The 15,296-nt window shown below is 64.8% G+C and carries 12 protein-coding genes and 1 tRNA gene; 7 read left to right on the plus strand and 6 right to left on the minus strand.

Translation table 11 applies throughout. The features are described from left to right. Positions 1 to 24: 24 nt before the first annotated feature. Both QDT69_RS22270 and QDT69_RS22275 read right to left on the minus strand, forming a co-directional pair. The gene (locus QDT69_RS22270; protein WP_279708616.1) at positions 25 to 1,695 is read right to left on the minus strand and encodes a bifunctional metallophosphatase/5'-nucleotidase; all 1,671 of its coding nucleotides are present in this window, start codon (positions 1,693 to 1,695) and stop codon (positions 25 to 27) included. A gap of 95 nt (positions 1,696 to 1,790) precedes the next feature. Beyond that, on the minus strand, positions 1,791 to 2,552 hold the full coding sequence (locus tag QDT69_RS22275) for a crotonase/enoyl-CoA hydratase family protein (protein WP_279708617.1): 762 nt from the start codon (positions 2,550 to 2,552) through the stop codon (positions 1,791 to 1,793). 345 nt (positions 2,553 to 2,897) lie between these two features. On the opposite strand from QDT69_RS22275, the gene paoA reads away from it, so the two are divergent. From paoA to paoC, 3 genes are read left to right on the plus strand one after another with little or no spacing between them, the layout of a single operon-like run. Continuing rightward, a complete protein-coding gene (gene paoA, locus QDT69_RS22280; protein WP_279708618.1) occupies positions 2,898 to 3,539 on the plus strand; it encodes an aldehyde dehydrogenase iron-sulfur subunit PaoA in 642 nt (213 codons plus the stop codon). Further along, positions 3,536 to 4,486, plus strand: a complete 951-nt coding sequence (locus tag QDT69_RS22285) for a xanthine dehydrogenase family protein subunit M (RefSeq protein WP_279708619.1) — start codon at positions 3,536 to 3,538, stop codon at positions 4,484 to 4,486. Before paoA ends, QDT69_RS22285 begins: the two co-directional genes overlap by 4 nt. 17 nt (positions 4,487 to 4,503) lie before the next feature. Beyond that, positions 4,504 to 6,705 carry an aldehyde oxidoreductase molybdenum-binding subunit PaoC gene (gene paoC / locus QDT69_RS22290; RefSeq protein ID WP_279708620.1) on the plus strand — a complete coding sequence of 734 codons (2,202 nt, stop codon included), beginning with the start codon at positions 4,504 to 4,506 and terminating at the stop codon, positions 6,703 to 6,705. Here paoC and QDT69_RS22295 read toward each other — a convergent pair. Both QDT69_RS22295 and QDT69_RS22300 read right to left on the minus strand, forming a co-directional pair. After that, positions 6,702 to 7,430 (minus strand): alpha/beta hydrolase, encoded by a 729-nt coding sequence (locus tag QDT69_RS22295; RefSeq protein ID WP_279708621.1) that lies wholly within the window; start codon positions 7,428 to 7,430, stop codon positions 6,702 to 6,704. The two genes, paoC and QDT69_RS22295, sit on opposite strands and share 4 nt — an antisense overlap. A 114-nt stretch (positions 7,431 to 7,544) precedes the next feature. Next, positions 7,545 to 8,108: a DinB family protein gene (locus QDT69_RS22300; RefSeq protein WP_279708622.1), complete on the minus strand. Its 564-nt coding sequence runs from the start codon at positions 8,106 to 8,108 to the stop codon at positions 7,545 to 7,547. A gap of 237 nt (positions 8,109 to 8,345) precedes the next feature. On the opposite strand from QDT69_RS22300, the gene QDT69_RS22305 reads away from it, so the two are divergent. The 3 genes from QDT69_RS22305 to QDT69_RS22315 all read left to right on the plus strand — a co-directional run bounded on the left by QDT69_RS22305 (position 8,346) and on the right by QDT69_RS22315 (position 10,657). After that, positions 8,346 to 9,038 (plus strand): VOC family protein, encoded by a 693-nt coding sequence (locus tag QDT69_RS22305; protein WP_279708623.1) that lies wholly within the window; start codon positions 8,346 to 8,348, stop codon positions 9,036 to 9,038. Positions 9,039 to 9,149: 111 nt separating this feature from the next. Then, positions 9,150 to 10,202, plus strand: a complete 1,053-nt coding sequence (locus QDT69_RS22310) for a lytic transglycosylase domain-containing protein (RefSeq protein ID WP_279708624.1) — start codon at positions 9,150 to 9,152, stop codon at positions 10,200 to 10,202. Positions 10,203 to 10,315: 113 nt separating this feature from the next. After that, positions 10,316 to 10,657, plus strand: a complete 342-nt coding sequence (locus QDT69_RS22315) for a DUF1236 domain-containing protein (RefSeq protein ID WP_050423057.1) — start codon at positions 10,316 to 10,318, stop codon at positions 10,655 to 10,657. An 840-nt stretch (positions 10,658 to 11,497) separates the two neighbouring features. Here QDT69_RS22315 and QDT69_RS22320 read toward each other — a convergent pair. Continuing rightward, entirely contained in the window at positions 11,498 to 13,276 is a 1,779-nt protein-coding gene (locus QDT69_RS22320) for an acyl-CoA dehydrogenase (protein ID WP_279708625.1), read from the minus strand. Positions 13,277 to 13,496: 220 nt separating this feature from the next. Here QDT69_RS22320 and QDT69_RS22325 point away from each other — a divergent pair. Beyond that, positions 13,497 to 13,571: transfer RNA gene (locus QDT69_RS22325), tRNA-Gln, on the plus strand. 194 nt (positions 13,572 to 13,765) lie between these two features. Here QDT69_RS22325 and QDT69_RS22330 read toward each other — a convergent pair. Further along, the gene (locus QDT69_RS22330) at positions 13,766 to 15,076 is read right to left on the minus strand and encodes a hypothetical protein (RefSeq protein WP_279708626.1); all 1,311 of its coding nucleotides are present in this window, start codon (positions 15,074 to 15,076) and stop codon (positions 13,766 to 13,768) included. Positions 15,077 to 15,296 lie beyond the last annotated feature (220 nt).

Raw genomic sequence — 15,296 nt, forward strand, 5'->3', positions numbered from 1 at the left:
GGTGTTCCAACGCCCGCACTTCACTCAATTGATCCGCTCGATCCGCTTGCCGGCCGCCGGGCCGACCGGGCTGTTGGCCTTGAAGTAGGCATAGAGCGCATCGACGTCGTAGATGCCGAACTGCTGCGCTGTCCCTTCCTTGAACACCGTGAAGCCGTCGCCGCCTTCGGCGAGATAATTGTTCACGGTGACGCGATAGCTCGCGGCCGGGTCGATCGGCTTGCCGTCGAGCGACATCCGCGCCGCGATGATGCGCGCGCCGTCACCCTTGCTCGCATCCCACGCATAGGCAAAACCCTTCGAGACCTGCAGGGCGCGCGGCCGCTTCGGGTCGGCCCATTGCTGCTCCAGCACGTCCTTGAGCTGCTTGCCGGTCAGCGTCATCGTCACCAGCTGGTTGCGGAACGGCTGGCTTGCGAAGATGTCGGCATAGGTGACCGCACCGTCGTCGCGCTTGACGATGTCGGTGCGCACGCCGCCGGGATTGGTGAAGGCGATTGCCGCGCCGCCATTCGGCTCCGAAGCGGTCGCAGCGAGCTGCGCGTCGGCGACGATATCGCCGAGCACGCTTTCGCCGGTCTCGCCGGGCGTGCGCGACAGCGTTTCCGTGACCGAGCCCGCCGCGCGGTTGGCGATCGGCGCGGCCAGCCGGTCATAGGATTCCAGGAGCGCGCTCTGCTCGGGATCCTTGGCGGTGCCGCCGATCTTCACGATGGTGTTGTTGGCCTTGGCGCTGATCATGTCGTGGGTCTTCGGATCGAGCTGCAGATCGATCGCGGTGACCAGCGTGCCGTATTTGTCGCCTGACGTGACGAGCCGTCCGTCGATCTCGCAGACATAGGCCTGGTGGGTGTGGCCGGAGATCACGACATCGACCGCGCGATCGAACTTCTTGACGATGTCGACGATCGGCCCGGAGATCCCGGGGCATTCATTATAGTCGCCGGTTGGAAAACCGCCTTCATGGATCAAGACCACGATCGCCTCGACGCCCTTCGCCTTCAACTCGGGAACCAACGCATTGACGGTGTCGGCCTCGTCGCGGAATTCGAGGCTGGCGACGCCGGCCGGCGACACCAGGTTCGGCGTGTTCTTCAGCGTCAGACCGATGAAGGCGACCGGAACGCCGTCGAATTCCTTGATCTCATAGGGCGGAAACACCGGCTTGCCGGTGGCCTTGTCGATCGTGGAGGCGGCGAGATAGCGGAATTTGGCGCCCGTGAAGGGACGCGGCCCCTGGCACTTGTCGACCGGGTGGCAGCCGCCATTCTGCATCCGCAGCAGCTCGTCCTTGCCCTCGTCGAATTCGTGATTGCCGACCGAGGAGATCGCAAGCCCCATCATCGAGAGCGACTCGATGGTCGGCTCGTCGTGAAACATCGCCGACAAAAACGGGCTCGCGCCGATCAGGTCGCCGGCCGCGACGAAGATGTTGTTCCTGTGTCCTTCGCGCAGCTGCTTGACGACGGTTGCCACGCGCTCGGAACCACCGGCGGGCACCATGATCTTCTTGGTCGCATCCGCAGGATCGGTGATGCGGATGCCGCCGGGCGGCGGCCGCAGATAGCCGTGGAAGTCGTTGATCGCGAGAATGCGCAAGTCGACCGGTGCGGCGCTCTGCGCCAGGCAAGGGCCAGTTGCGGCGAGGCCAAGCGCGAAGAGCGCGGCGAGGGGCGTGAGGCGGGGCTGTCTCATGACCTGTCCAAGGCTTTACACAATCATGGAACACACGATCATGGCGCGACGCCACTACAATTTTGCGACGCTTCGTTTCAATCCCGACGCTTCGTTCAATCCTTGGGGCGCGCCATGAACGCCTTGAAAGCGGCGATCGCTTCCTTGGAGCGCATCCGTTCGCTGAACAAATGGTTCTCCTGCTCGATGCGGCGGGTGACGTCCTCCGGCGGCAGCCGGATCAGCCGCCGCGAGGTCGCCACCGCCTCGGCCGGCAGCGCGCAGATCTCGCGCGCCACCTTGTGCGCCTCGACCTCGGCATGTCCCGGCGCCACCACGGTGTTGACGAAACCGGCGACGCGGGCGTCGTCGGCCGACATGGTGCGGCCCATCACCAGCATCGCGAAGGCGCGCTGGTGGCCCATCATGCGCGGCATCAACAGGCTGGAGGCGCCTTCCGGCACCAGGCCGAAATTGGAGAAGGGCGTCGAGAACAGCGCGGTCTTGCTGGCCAGCACATAGTCGCAGTGAAACAGCATCGTGGTGCCGATGCCCATCGCGACGCCGTCGACGGCGGCGATGATCGGCTTCACATTGTGGGCCAATGAATACAGGAATTTGACGAGGTCGGAGGCGGGCGGCGTTTCTCCGGTCGAGGTGCCCTCTGCGAGCAAATCCTCGATGTCGTTGCCGGCGGTGAACACGCCGGAGCCGCCGGTGATGATCAGGCAGCGGATCTTCGGATTGTTCTGCGTCTTGTCGATCGCGTCGCTGATCGCGCGAAACATCTCCTGGGTGATCGCGTTCTTCTTCTCGGGCCTGCGCAGCCGGATCACGCGCGTGGCGGCTTCGTCGGTGACTATGACATGCGCGGTCATCAAGCCGTCCCAGGGTCGGCCGGCATCGTCGCCGGTGGAGGTCGTGACCGCTATCCTACATCATCCCGTGCAGGCCCCAAGGGTTCAGACGCGTTCTGGATCGCTTTTCCCCCTGCGCGCGCATGAGAACAGCGCAGGGCAGTTAACCGGATTTTGCCATGCCTGGCCGGGCACTGCGCAAGTCCGACCCGCGCCACGATCGGCAGCGCTCGCGAGGAGTTCAGGCGACCGCGAGAAACAATCCGCAGGCCGGGGCATTCCCTCGATGGACCGGCAGGTGCGCGCGGAGTCGCCGGTTCCGCCCGCCAAGGTGCGGCTCGGCGTGACACGTAGAAGGAGAGCGGCATGCAAATCTCAGGACGTTTGGAACTATCCCGGCGCCATCTGTTGATTGTGGGAGCCGCCTCGCTTGCGGCGTCGTCGGTCGCAACGCCGCCGGCTGCGGCCGCCCAACCTGCTGCGATCGGAGCGCCCGTGATGACGCGAGTATCCTTTGATGTGAACGGCGAAACCCATCAGCTCGAGCTCGATACCAGGACCACCCTGCTCGATGCGTTGCGTGAGCACCTGCACCTGACTGGCACCAAGAAGGGCTGCGACCACGGCCAATGCGGCGCCTGCACGGTGATCGTCGATGGACGGCGGATCAATTCCTGCCTGACGCTCGCCGTGATGCATCACGGCGACGAGATTACGACGATCGAGGGTCTCGGCACGCCGGACGGGCTGCATCCGCTGCAGGCGGCGTTCGTCGAGCATGACGGCTATCAATGCGGCTATTGCACGCCCGGCCAGATCTGCTCTGCGGTCGGCGTGCTGGCCGAAGTCAAGGCCGGCATCCCGAGCCATGTCACGGCCGATTTGAATGCGCCGCTGCGATTGACCAATGCCGAGCTTCGCGAGCGCATGAGCGGCAACATCTGCCGCTGCGGCGCCTATTCCAACATCGCCGAGGCGATCAGCGAGGTCGCCGGGAGGAGCGCATGAGATCGTTCAGCTATGAGCGTGCCACCTCGCCGGGCGCAGCCGCCGCTGCCGCCGCCGGTACCGCGAACGCCAAGTTCATTGCGGGTGGTACCAACCTGCTCGACCTGATGAAACTCGAGATCGAGACGCCGGCGCATCTGATCGACGTCAACGGCCTCGCGCTCGACCGTATAGATGAAACGGCGGACGGCGGCTTGCGGATCGGCGCGCTGGTGCGCAACACCGATCTCGCTGCGGATCGGCGCGTGCGCCGCGACTATGCAGTCCTGTCACGCGCGCTGCTTGCGGGCGCGTCGGGCCAGCTGCGCAACAAGGCGACGACCGCGGGCAACCTGTTGCAGCGGACGCGCTGTCCATATTTCTACGACGCCAATCTGCCCTGCAACAAGCGCAAGCCCGGCAGCGGCTGTGCCGCGATCGGCGGCTTCAGCCGCCAGCATGCGGTGATCGGTGCCAGCGAGGCCTGCATCGCGACCCATCCGAGCGACATGGCGGTGGCGATGCGCGTGCTCGACGTCGTGGTCGAGACCGTACGGCCGGACGGCGCCACGCGCAGCATCCCGATCGCCGATTTGCATCGCCTGCCCGGCGACAGTCCGGAGATCGAAACCACCCTGCAACCCGGTGAATTGATCACTGCGGTGGCGCTGCCGAAACCTGTCGGCGGCACGCAAGCCTATCGCAAGGTGCGCGATCGCGCCTCTTATGCGTTCGCGCTGGTCTCGGTTGCTGCGATCGTGCAGGGCGACGGCACCGGCCGCGTCGCGCTCGGCGGCGTCGCGCACAAGCCGTGGCGGGTCGAGGCGGCGGAATCCGAATTGCCCCGTGGCGCCAAGGCCGTCACGGCGCGGCTGCTCGCCGATGCAAAGCCGACCAAGGACAATGCGTACAAGCTGCCACTCGCCGAGCGAACGCTGGCAGCGGTGCTGCGCGAGGCCAGGGGCTAAGATCAAGGGCTTAGATCATGCGTTTTGAACATCCCGCGACGTTCAATCCGATCGACCAACTCAAGGTGATCGGCCATCCGACCAGCCGGATCGAAGGACCGCTGAAGACCACCGGCACCGCGCCTTACGCCTATGAACGCCACGACGTCGTGCCCAACCAGGCCTATGGCTACGTGATCGGATCCGCCATCGGCAAAGGCCGGATCGCGGCGATCGATCTTGAGGCGGCAAAGGGGGCGCCCGGCGTGCTCGCGATCGTCACGGCCGAGAACGCCGGCAAGCTCGGCAAGGGCGAACGCAATGCGGCGCCGCTGCTCGGCGGGCCCGAGATCGCGCATTACCATCAGGCCGTTGCCATCGTCGTCGCCGGAACCTTCGAGCAGGCTCGCGCCGCAGCGCAACTGGTCCGCATCGATTACGCGAAGGGCGACGGCCGGTTCGATCTTGCCGCCGGACGCGACGAGGCCATCGCACCGCATCCGTCGTTCGGCGGCCCCGCGGACACCGCGGTCGGCGATTTTGCCGCCGCCTTCGCGGCGGCGCCGGTGCAGCTCGATGCCACCTACGCCACGCCCGATCAGAGCCACGCGATGATGGAGCCGCACGCGTCGATCGCGGCCTGGGATGGCGACAAGCTCACGGTCTGGACCTCCAACCAGATGATCGCCTGGGGCGCGGAGGACATGGCCAAGACGTTAGGCATCCCCAGGGACAACGTTCGTCTGGTTTCGCCCTATATCGGCGGCGGCTTTGGCGGCAAGCTGTTCCTGCGCGCCGACGTGCTGCTCGCCGCGCTCGGCGCGCGCGCGGCACGCCGCCCGGTCAAGGTGGCGCTGCAACGCCCGCTGATGTTCAACAACACGACGCATCGTCCAGCTACGATCCAGCGTATCCGCATCGGCGCCGAGCGTGACGGCAGGATCACCGCGATCGGTCACGAGAGCTGGTCCGGCAATGTCAGCGGTGGCGAGCCGGAGACGGCGGTGAGCCAGACGCGGCTGCTCTATGCCGGCGCCAACCGGATGACGGCAACGCGGCTCGCGGCGCTCGATCTGCCCGAGGGCAACGCGATGCGCGCGCCCGGCGAGGCCTCCGGCATGATGGCGCTCGAGATCGCGATCGACGAGCTCGCCGACAAGCTCGGCATTGATCCAGTCGCGCTGCGTATCGCCAACGACACCCAGGTCGATCCGGAGCATCCACAGCGGAAGTTCTCGCAGCGTCAGCTCGTGCAGTGTCTGAACGAGGGCGCCGCGCGGTTCGGTTGGAGCAAGCGCAATCCGAAACCGAGCCAAGTCCGCGACGGCCGCTGGCTGATCGGCATGGGCGTTGCCGCGGCTTTCCGCAACAATCTCGTGACCAAATCGGCCGCGCGCGTTCGTCTCGACCGGCAGGGGAGGGTGACGGTCGAAACCGACATGACCGATATCGGCACCGGGTCCTACACCATCATCGCGCAGACCGCCGCTGAGATGATGGGTGTGCCGCTCGAGGAGGTCTCGGTTCGGCTCGGCGATTCCGACTTTCCGGTGTCCTGCGGCTCGGGCGGGCAATGGGGCGGCAACAACTCCACCGCCGGTGTTTATGCGGCCTGCGTCAAGCTGCGCGAGGCCATTGCGCAGAAGCTCGGCTTCAATTCCGCGGAGGCGGTATTCGCCGACGGCGTGGTTCGGTCCGGCAACCGCAGCGTGTCACTGGCCCAGGCGGCAGCCGGAGGCGATCTCGTGGCGGAGGACGCTATCGAGTATGGCGATCTCGCCAAGACCTACCAGCAATCGACCTTTGGCGCTCACTTCGTCGAGGTCGGCGTGGATGCGGACACCGCGGAGATCCGCGTGCGGCGGATGCTGGCGGTGTGCGCGGCGGGCCGCATCCTCAATCCGAAGGCGGCCCGCAGCCAGGTGATCGGTGCAATGACCATGGGTGTCGGCGCCGCTCTGATGGAGGATCTGGTGGTCGACAAGCGTCATGGCCTGTTCATCAATCACGATCTTGCCGCCTACGAGGTGCCGGTCCATGCCGACATTCCGCACCAGGACATGATATTTCTCGACGAGACTGATCCGATCTCGTCGCCGATGAAGGCCAAGGGCGTCGCCGAGCTCGGCATCTGCGGCGTCGCCGCCGCGGTCGCCAATGCGGTCCATAACGCCACCGGCGTGCGCGTGCGCGACTATCCGATCACGCTCGACAAGCTGATTGCAGCGATGCCGGTCTAGCCGCGCCCGACGAACGAGCCGATGCCGCGGCCGATCGCTGCGCCGTGCTGCAAGAGCGCGCCGAGATGATCGCCGGGGACCGACATCTCGTAAAGGCCGTTCTCCGCGGCAAAACGTTGCATCGGCGCATGCGGTCCGTCGTCCTGTCCGTTCCACAGCAGCACCGGCACGCGCGAGGACAGCACGGCATCCTTGGCGCCGTCGACCTGGCCGAGCGCATCGAAGCAGGCACGCACGCCGCCTTCGAGATCGGGCGTCACCCATTCGGCAAGCTCCGGCACGGTGCGGCGGGCGAAGGTGATGAAGGCGCCATAGGTCAGCGGGCCGGCATTGCCGCGCGGCAGTCCGGTGAGAAAGTCCCAGCCGCCGATCGCAAGCGAAGCCAGCCGCGCCGGGAAAAACCGGGCGACGCCGACCGCGACCCAGCCGCCCATCGAATGTCCGACCACATGGGCACGCTCGTCGCCGAGATCGTCGATCACGGCAACGATGTCGCCGGCGCGCTGTGCCTGATCGTAGAACCCGGGATCGGCGGGCTTGTCGCTCAAGCCGTGTCCGAGCGAATCGACACAGGCCACGCGGAAGCGATCGGCAAGCGCGTCGACCACGCCGCATTGCTTCCAGCTCGCGGCGTCGAGCAGCAGGCCGTGCTGCAGCACGATCAGCGGCCCGGATCCTTCGACGGTGTAATGGATGCGCTGGCCCCGATGATTGGCAAAAGGCATGTACTGAGTTCCCCACGTTACACCGTCAGGTGAGCGTGCAGACGGGCCGTTTCAAGACCTCGTTCCGAATTGGGAACCATTCCGCATGGCGTTGTCGCGAACGGAACCTCGTCCTCAGCCACCCCACACGGCCGTCTCGCTCCAGCCGAGCTCCTTGAACTCGGCCTCCCGGAGCGGGGCTTCGCCGGCGGCAAAGAATTCGTCGAGCTGCGGCGGCTTGACCGTGGTTTCGGACAGCATCGCGTGAGCCTGGCCGCGATGATGGATCTGATGCTGGAACAGATGCATCAGCAGGCGGTCGCGCCGCTCGGTTTGTACCGATGTGTCGCGATTGACCTTGACGACGTCATCGAGCTGCCCGGCCGTCAGCGCCTCGCAGTGCGCGATCAAGCGCCGGTCGACCGCAGCCTGCGCCGCTTGCACCTCCGCGACCAACGGGTAGGGCACCTCGTTGGCCCATGCCGCCGGCCCGAGCCAGCCACCCTCGAGCGCGTCGACATAGAAGAGATCGATGACATGGATGTGGTTCAGCGTCGCCTGCAGGCTCGGGAAGAACCCGGTCCGCGCCGCCGCGAACTCCGCCTGGCTGAGACCGGCGCATGCCGTGAGCAGGCGATGATTGGCCCAGGCATTATTGTAGGCAAAAGCTCGAAAAGTCTGAACGAGGCTCGCAGGCATTTCGGTCCTCACTGCATCGCGTGATCTTAGAGCGCTTTCGAGGCAAGTGGACACCCGTTCACGTGAAGAGAACGCGTCAAATGCGCCAATACAAGAATCTCTAGACGGGCGCCTCGGCCAGCCGGCCGACGCGCGACAGCATCAGCTTCAGGACCGGGGATTGTTGGCGCTTGCACAATGAGGTGATCCTCGCATAGCTAGTCGGGTCCGGAGACTATGTGTGAGGGCGGCAGGCAAATGCAACTCGCGAAGAATGTGATCGACATCGGCCTCTCGACGAACAATCTCGAGCCGATGCTGCATTTCTGGCAGCAGGATGCCGGGCTTCGCTTCGATCATGTGCTGCCGATCCGGCGCGGGCAGAAGCAGTATCGGCACGACGCGCACGGCTTGGTCATCAAGCTCAACCATCATGTCGAGCCGCTGCCCGACGCGGCACCGAGCGGCTATCGCGAGCTGATCGTTGCGCGCGAGGGCGTTACCGCGCCGCAGCGCATGGCCGATCCCGACGGCAACAGCGTTTGTCTGGTCGCACCCGGACATGACGGCATCACCCAGATCGCCATCGCGATGGCGGTGCGCGACCTCGCCGCGCACCGCAGGTTCTACGGCAACATCCTCGGCTTCGTCGAGCAATCATGGTCGGGCGGCCCGGCCTTCCGCCTCGGCGAAAGCCTGATCCTGCTCAGGGAAGATCGCGCCGCGAGCGTCGATCAAACTCGGCAGGCGCGCGGCTGGCGCTATATCACGTTGCAGGTCGCCGACATCGACGCCGTGCATGAGGAACTGCGCGCGAAGGGCGTACGCGAAGGCCTCGCGCCGGTGACGCTCGGCGAGGTCGCGCGGATTTCCATGATCCTCGATCCCGACGGCAACTGGATCGAGCTGTCCCGCCGCGCGTCGATCGTCGGTAGCCTGTCCGACGATTAGACGGACGCATCCGCACGACCGAGGTGCGGATCCCATCCAAATTCTCTGCCCGTCGAGCGGCGCCGATGGTATGATCCGGGCGGACACAGTCTCCGTTTTGATGATCGCTTCATGCAGTCGAGTTCCGGGCCGCGGCGGATTCATCGATTTCCACGAACGGCCATCGCCTCGGCCTGTCTTCTGCTGCTCGTCCGCGTCGCAGGCGCCGAACCGGTCGGCAATCCGGCGGTGACGCCGGCCGCGCAACACGCCGAGCCGGCGCAAGCGGAAGCACCTCATCCGAAGCCGAATATCGGAGAGAACAACGCGGAGACCGATCGATCGGCATCAGACCGCCAATCCGCATCCTCTCCATCTCCGCCGCCAACGCAACCGGACCCGAAGCTCGATGGGCCGCAACAATATTGCAAGGCGTTGGAGGAGACAGCTTTAAGGAACGGCCTGCCGCCGGATTTCTTCGTCCGGCTGATCTGGCAGGAGAGCAATTTCGATCCCGGCTCAGTCAGCCGGGCTGGTGCCCAGGGCATCGCCCAATTCATGCCCGGCACCGCACGCTGGCGCGGTCTGGCTGACCCGTTCGAGCCGTTACCCGCGTTGCAGGTATCCGCGCGCTGGCTCCGCGAGCTGCGCGCGCAGTTCGGCAATCTTGGCCTCGCGGCGGCCGCCTACAATGGCGGCCCGCGGCGCGTCCAGGATTGGTTGGCCGGACGCGGCAACCTGCCGGGCGAAACGCGCGCCTATGTCAGGATCATTACCGGCAAGTCGGCCGAGGAATGGGCGCGGAATTCGGTCGAGGATCGAGTCCATACGGACGCTGCAATGGCCTGCGGCGACATCGTGCGCGGCATGCTCATCAGGGCGCTTCCTGCGGCTCCGAGGGAGTCCGTGACGTCTGCACAGCAAGCTGCGTGGGGACCCTGGGGGCTTCAATTGGCCGGCGGTCCGTCGCAATCCCGGGTCCTTGCCGACTACCAGCAATTGCAGAAGCGGTTTGCATCCGTGCTCGGCGATCGCGCGCCGCTTGTTCTGAGATCGCATATGGCCGGGCCTGGCTCGGCCACCTGGTATCTGCTCCGGGTCGCCGAGACCTCCCGCGAGCGAGCCGACCAGCTCTGCGCGCGACTTGAGGCAATCGGCGGGCGCTGCCTCGTGTTTCGAAACTAGCGAGAACGCCGCGTGGGATCGGAGTCGAGCGACAGCACCGGCAGTCCCAATAGGAACATTTGCTATCCTTGAAGGGTTCTCGAAACGCCGCATGGAGCGGCGAGGAGGACACCATGAAGAAGCTGCTGCTGATTTCCGCCGTCGCTCTGGCGGCGTCGACGAGCGCATTCGCTCAAGACAGGGTTACCACAACGGGAGCCGGGCACACCGCGGTCATTCAGATCGAGCCGGAATATCGCACGCGGATCCACAGCTACGTCACTGAGCACAAGATCCGACCCGTCGAGACGCGGGAGAAGATTGTCGTTGGATCGCCCGTGCCGCGCGATGTTGAACTCGAAGCTGTGCCAGCCGATTGGGGGCCGTCGCTGACCAAGTATCGTTACGTATATTCCGGCGAACGCGTGATGCTGGTCGATCCCGAGACCCGTACGGTCGTCCAGGAAGTGGAGTGACGCCCGCGCAGCAGGGCCTTCGATAGATGGCCCGCTGCAGTCTGCGGCCAGCACTCTCGGTTTTCCACGGCTCCGAGACCGGCCGGCGCTCCAAGGGAGCCTTCCCGTATCGTGATGACGGTAAGCGGCCCACTGAGTTGCCCGACATGGCAAGCCCCGGCAGGAAAAACATTTCGGTTTACCGGAAGGGCAACTCAATGTATGGTTCGCCCGTCTCACCCGATCGAGGGGCGCTGCGCATCGTCAGGAGTGTTGCGGTGAGATGCGGTGGACGCCGAGGTCACGACAGACGACGCGTGATTGAGGCGGACGGTGAAGTCGTGTGGTCCTGACGCCCTAGCGGCAGGTGTCCGTCGCAAGGTGCGAAAGCATTTTGCGAAGGCGGTGACAAGCAAGCCCAGTCTCGCCGGGGAGAGCACGAAGTAAGCCGGTAAAACCATCGCGCAGGGAAAGCCGGGTTGTTCCCGGTTACACCTGTGGTCCTACCTCCCGCGTTTTTCATTACGCGGGACCCATGGGTGCGATCGGCACCCGGCTTTCCCTGCGCCCTCTGCTTTCGGAGCGGCGAAACGAGATGCAAGACTCGGACAAATCATGTCGCGAGAATGCGAGCGCTTGCCTCACCGGCCGCGCAACATACTCACTGTCGTCCCTGCGAAAGCAGGGACCCATAACCACGAATGGTTGTTGGTGCGCGATGTTGGAACGACGAGTCCCATTCACCACATCCGCCGCGGCGTATGGGTCCCTGCTTGCGCAGGGACGACGGGTGTGAATGTGGCGCGACGTGCGTGCCAAACTAGCGTGCGAACGATACAGCCGATGATGGCGGAAGGTGTATTACCCCGCCAGCACCGCATCCGCGCCGGTCACCGCCTCGGCGCTTTCGGTCACCGTCTTCTCCAGCGACGGCGCCTGCACGGAGATGTTCTCGGCGAAGAAGCGCGCCAATGCGACGTAGCGCTGCGGCTCGGCCTCGCCGTTGGCCTTGGCGGCGAGCGCCTCGCCGGCGAGCATGCAGCCGCCGAGCGTGGCGCCGAACAGCCGCAGATAGGGCGTCGCGCCGGCCAGCGCATCGTTCGGCGCGGAGGCCAGCCGCTCGAGCAGCCATTTGCTGCTGCGCTCGAGTGCGGCGTGGGCATCGCGCAGCTTGACGCCGGTGGTGCCGAACGCCGGATCGTTGGAGGTCTCGACCTGCTTGATGGTCGAGGCGAGCTCGTCGAGCAGCGCCCACACCGAAGCGCCGCCATTGGCGCCGAGCTTGCGGGTGACGAGGTCGATCGACTGGATGCCGTTGGTGCCCTCATAGATCGAGGTGATGCGGGCATCGCGGTAATGCTGCGCGGCGCCGGTCTCCTCGATGAAGCCCATGCCGCCATGGACCTGCACGCCGAGATAGGCGACCTCGTTGCCGACATCGGTGGAGAACGCTTTCGCGATCGGGGTCAGCAGCGCGCCGCGTGCCGCCGCGTCAGCGCGCACCTTGGCGTCCTTGGCGCGCACCGAGACGTCGAGCGCGACCGCGGTGGCGTAGCAGATCGTGCGCGCCGCCGCCGTCATGCTGCGCATCTGCATCAGCATGCGCTTGACGTCGGGATGCACGATGATCGGATCCATCCCGTCGCCCCTGTGGCCGACCGCCTTGCCCTGCTTGCGCTCCTGCGCATAGGCCAGCGCCTGCTGATAGGCGCGGTCGGCAATGCCGACGCCTTCGAGGCCGACGCCGAGCCGGGCCTGGTTCATCATCGTGAACATGCAGCGCATGCCCGCGTTTTCCTCGCCGATCAGAAAGCCGATCGCGCCGCCCTTGTCGCCCATGGTCATGGTGCAGGTCGGCGAGGCGTGCATGCCCAGCTTGTGCTCGACGCCGCTCGCGTGGATGTCGTTGCGCTCGCCGAGCGAGCCGTCGGCATTGACCATGAACTTCGGAACGAGAAACAGCGAAATTCCCTTGGTGCCGGCAGGGGCATCGGGCAATCGCGCGAGCACGAAATGCACGATGTTGTCGGTCATGTCGTGTTCGCCATAGGTGATGAAGATTTTGGTGCCCTTGATGCGATAGGTGCCGTCGGAGGCGCGTTCGGCGCGGGTGCGCAGTGCGCCGACGTCGGAGCCGGCATTGGGCTCGGTGAGCTGCATCGTGCCGGTCCATTCGCCGGTGACGAGCTTCTCGAGGTAGACCTTCTTCAACTCGGCGCTGCCATGGGCATCGAGCGCCTCGATTGCGGACAGCGTCAGCAGCGGGCAGAGGCCGAAGGCGACATTCGATGCGCTCCAGATCTCGGTGCAGGCGGCGTTGATTGCGAGCGGCAGGCCCTGGCCACCGAAAGCTTCCGGTCCGGACACCGCGTTCCATCCCGCGGCGGTCCAGCGCTGATAGGCGTCGGGCCAGCCGGGCGCGGTGGTCACCTTGCCGGTGTCGAGCTTGATGCCGTGCTCGTCGCCGACCTTGTTCAGCGGCGCCAGCACGTCGGAGGCGAACTTGCCGGCTTCTTCCAGCACCGCGGCGGTGATGTCGCCATCGAAATCGCCGTAGTGGCCGGCCTCGACGGCGGCAGCAAGCCCCGCACCATGATTGAGGGACAAGAGAATATCGTTGATCGGCGCACGGTAGGTCATGGCGTTACTCCCGACGAGGCGTTTGCGAATTGTCATCCCATGAAACCGGCGGGCTCTCAACTGTCCGAACGGACATCGCACGGTCTGTTTCGGTCACCGCGGCGGCGCTCTATAATGGGAGTGCCGTCATCATCCCTCGGCTTTCGTGCCTTTTCGATCGCCGCCCTGTTGAAATGGCGGGACTCACCCTATAGACCGGCGTGGCCTTCAATCGGCGCGTTGGGGCGTAGCCAAGCGGTAAGGCAGCGGATTTTGATTCCGCCATTCGGAGGTTCGATCCCTCCCGCCCCAGCCACAATCAACGTATTGATTTTGTTATTATAATCGTTGCGACCCAAGCCGCAATTTCGGGGCATTTGGAAACGGATTTGCCCCGTCATTTGGAAATCTGTGCGCATTTTGTTTCGGCATCCACGCGCACCGCGAGTCGAGCCGCGATCCGTGAGCGATGTTCAAATTTCGGCTGTGACGAGATGAGCGTCAGTCTCGTTATGACGCATTCCGTTGCATCTCGCCGTCGCCGCTCGTCGTGCCCGGCTCACCCGCGTTGGCATCTGCTTGTTCGAGCTGCTTCTGCGCCAACAGGTGCGCGTGACGTTTGCGTGTTGCCGCCAGCGCCCGCCGCATCGTTTCTTTGGCGTAGCCACGATAGGCCTGCGCCGTCTTGTGTCCGGAGAGGGCACGGCCCTGACCGTCGGTCAGTTCGGCTTCCTCGAGTTCGGTCATGCCGCCATGCCGGCAGGCATCAAGCGTAAACAGCTCCGATACGCCATCGATCTTCTTGCGCATCTGCTGCACGACTTTTTCCATGCCAGGATAGGACCACACCTTGGCATCGCCCTTGCGCTCACCTCTTTCGATCTTGCGCATGATCATGGGAATGCCGAGCCTCGGCAGATGGCCCAGGATCTCCTCGGCCTCGGCGTAGAACTTGATGGCTTCGCCGTCGACAATCTCCTCGAGGGGATGCCAGACCAACGACTTGTTCTTATGGTGTTCAATCCTCACCGCGTGCGGCCAGTTCTTGCTACGATAATCCGGCCAGCTCAGAAATCCGGCCACGACGTTCTCGGGCCGTTGCAGCCACTCAAAGCAGATGACCGCAACGGCGGCTGGTTCCGGCCGGTTCTCCTTGATGCAGCCCCAGGCGAATTTGTAAACCTCTTCGCGGGTGACCGCGTGCTTCTTGGTTTTGGTGCGGCTCCTGAGCGTAAAGTCGTCCCAGGGGTTCGGATGCTTCTTGTCGAACAGGTCCGGGTGCAGGCGCCGCATGATGCGCCAGACCTTGCGGCAGAGGGCCACAACCTTCTCGCCCTGCCGCAGCCGCAGCCCGTTCGGGCCGTGAATGATCCTCTCATATATTTTGTCGGCAGCTCGCGGTGTAACCTCTCTGATCTGCCGTTCTCCGATACGGCGCCCGCTCTTGCCGACCGTATCGCAGATCAGTTGCATGATGCGCTCGTAGTCTGGACGCGAACGGGGTGACACCTTCTCGGTGTAGGCCTTCTCGGTTTTGTATTGCCGAAACAGCCAATCGATGCTGCCGTAGCGCGCAATCTTGCCTTGCTCGATGGGTTCGCCCCTGCGCTGGCCGTTCCATTCATCGAACAATGCATTGAGAGTGGCGGCGCGTCCGCCTTTGCTGTCATCGCCGCACGCCGCCTCATAGTTCGTACCCAATGGCTCATTCGCCATCTCGCAGCCGAGCTTGCGGTAATGCGTCGGGATGCGGAAGTAGAAGCCGGTCGAGCCACTAGCCAACCGGCGCACTTCGACGAACCGCGGAAGCCGGCGCTCCAAAATCACAAATCCTCGGCGAGGTCGCCTGGCACGAGATCCGGGGCTATGGCCCGGTCCAGATCGTCTCTCAACCACAGCTGACGCCTTCCTTCCTTGATCCGTGGTTGAGGATACTCGATGCCGACTCGTTTGAGAAATGCTTCGACGGAAGATTCTCCGCAATATCCTGCTGCGATTGCAGCTGGCATACGCCGAGGCCAAGAGCCGCTTGGAATGATGG

Origin of the sequence: Bradyrhizobium sp. CER78, from assembly GCF_029846235.1 — a bacterium.
Taxonomy (GTDB): Bacteria; Pseudomonadota; Alphaproteobacteria; order Rhizobiales; family Xanthobacteraceae; genus Bradyrhizobium.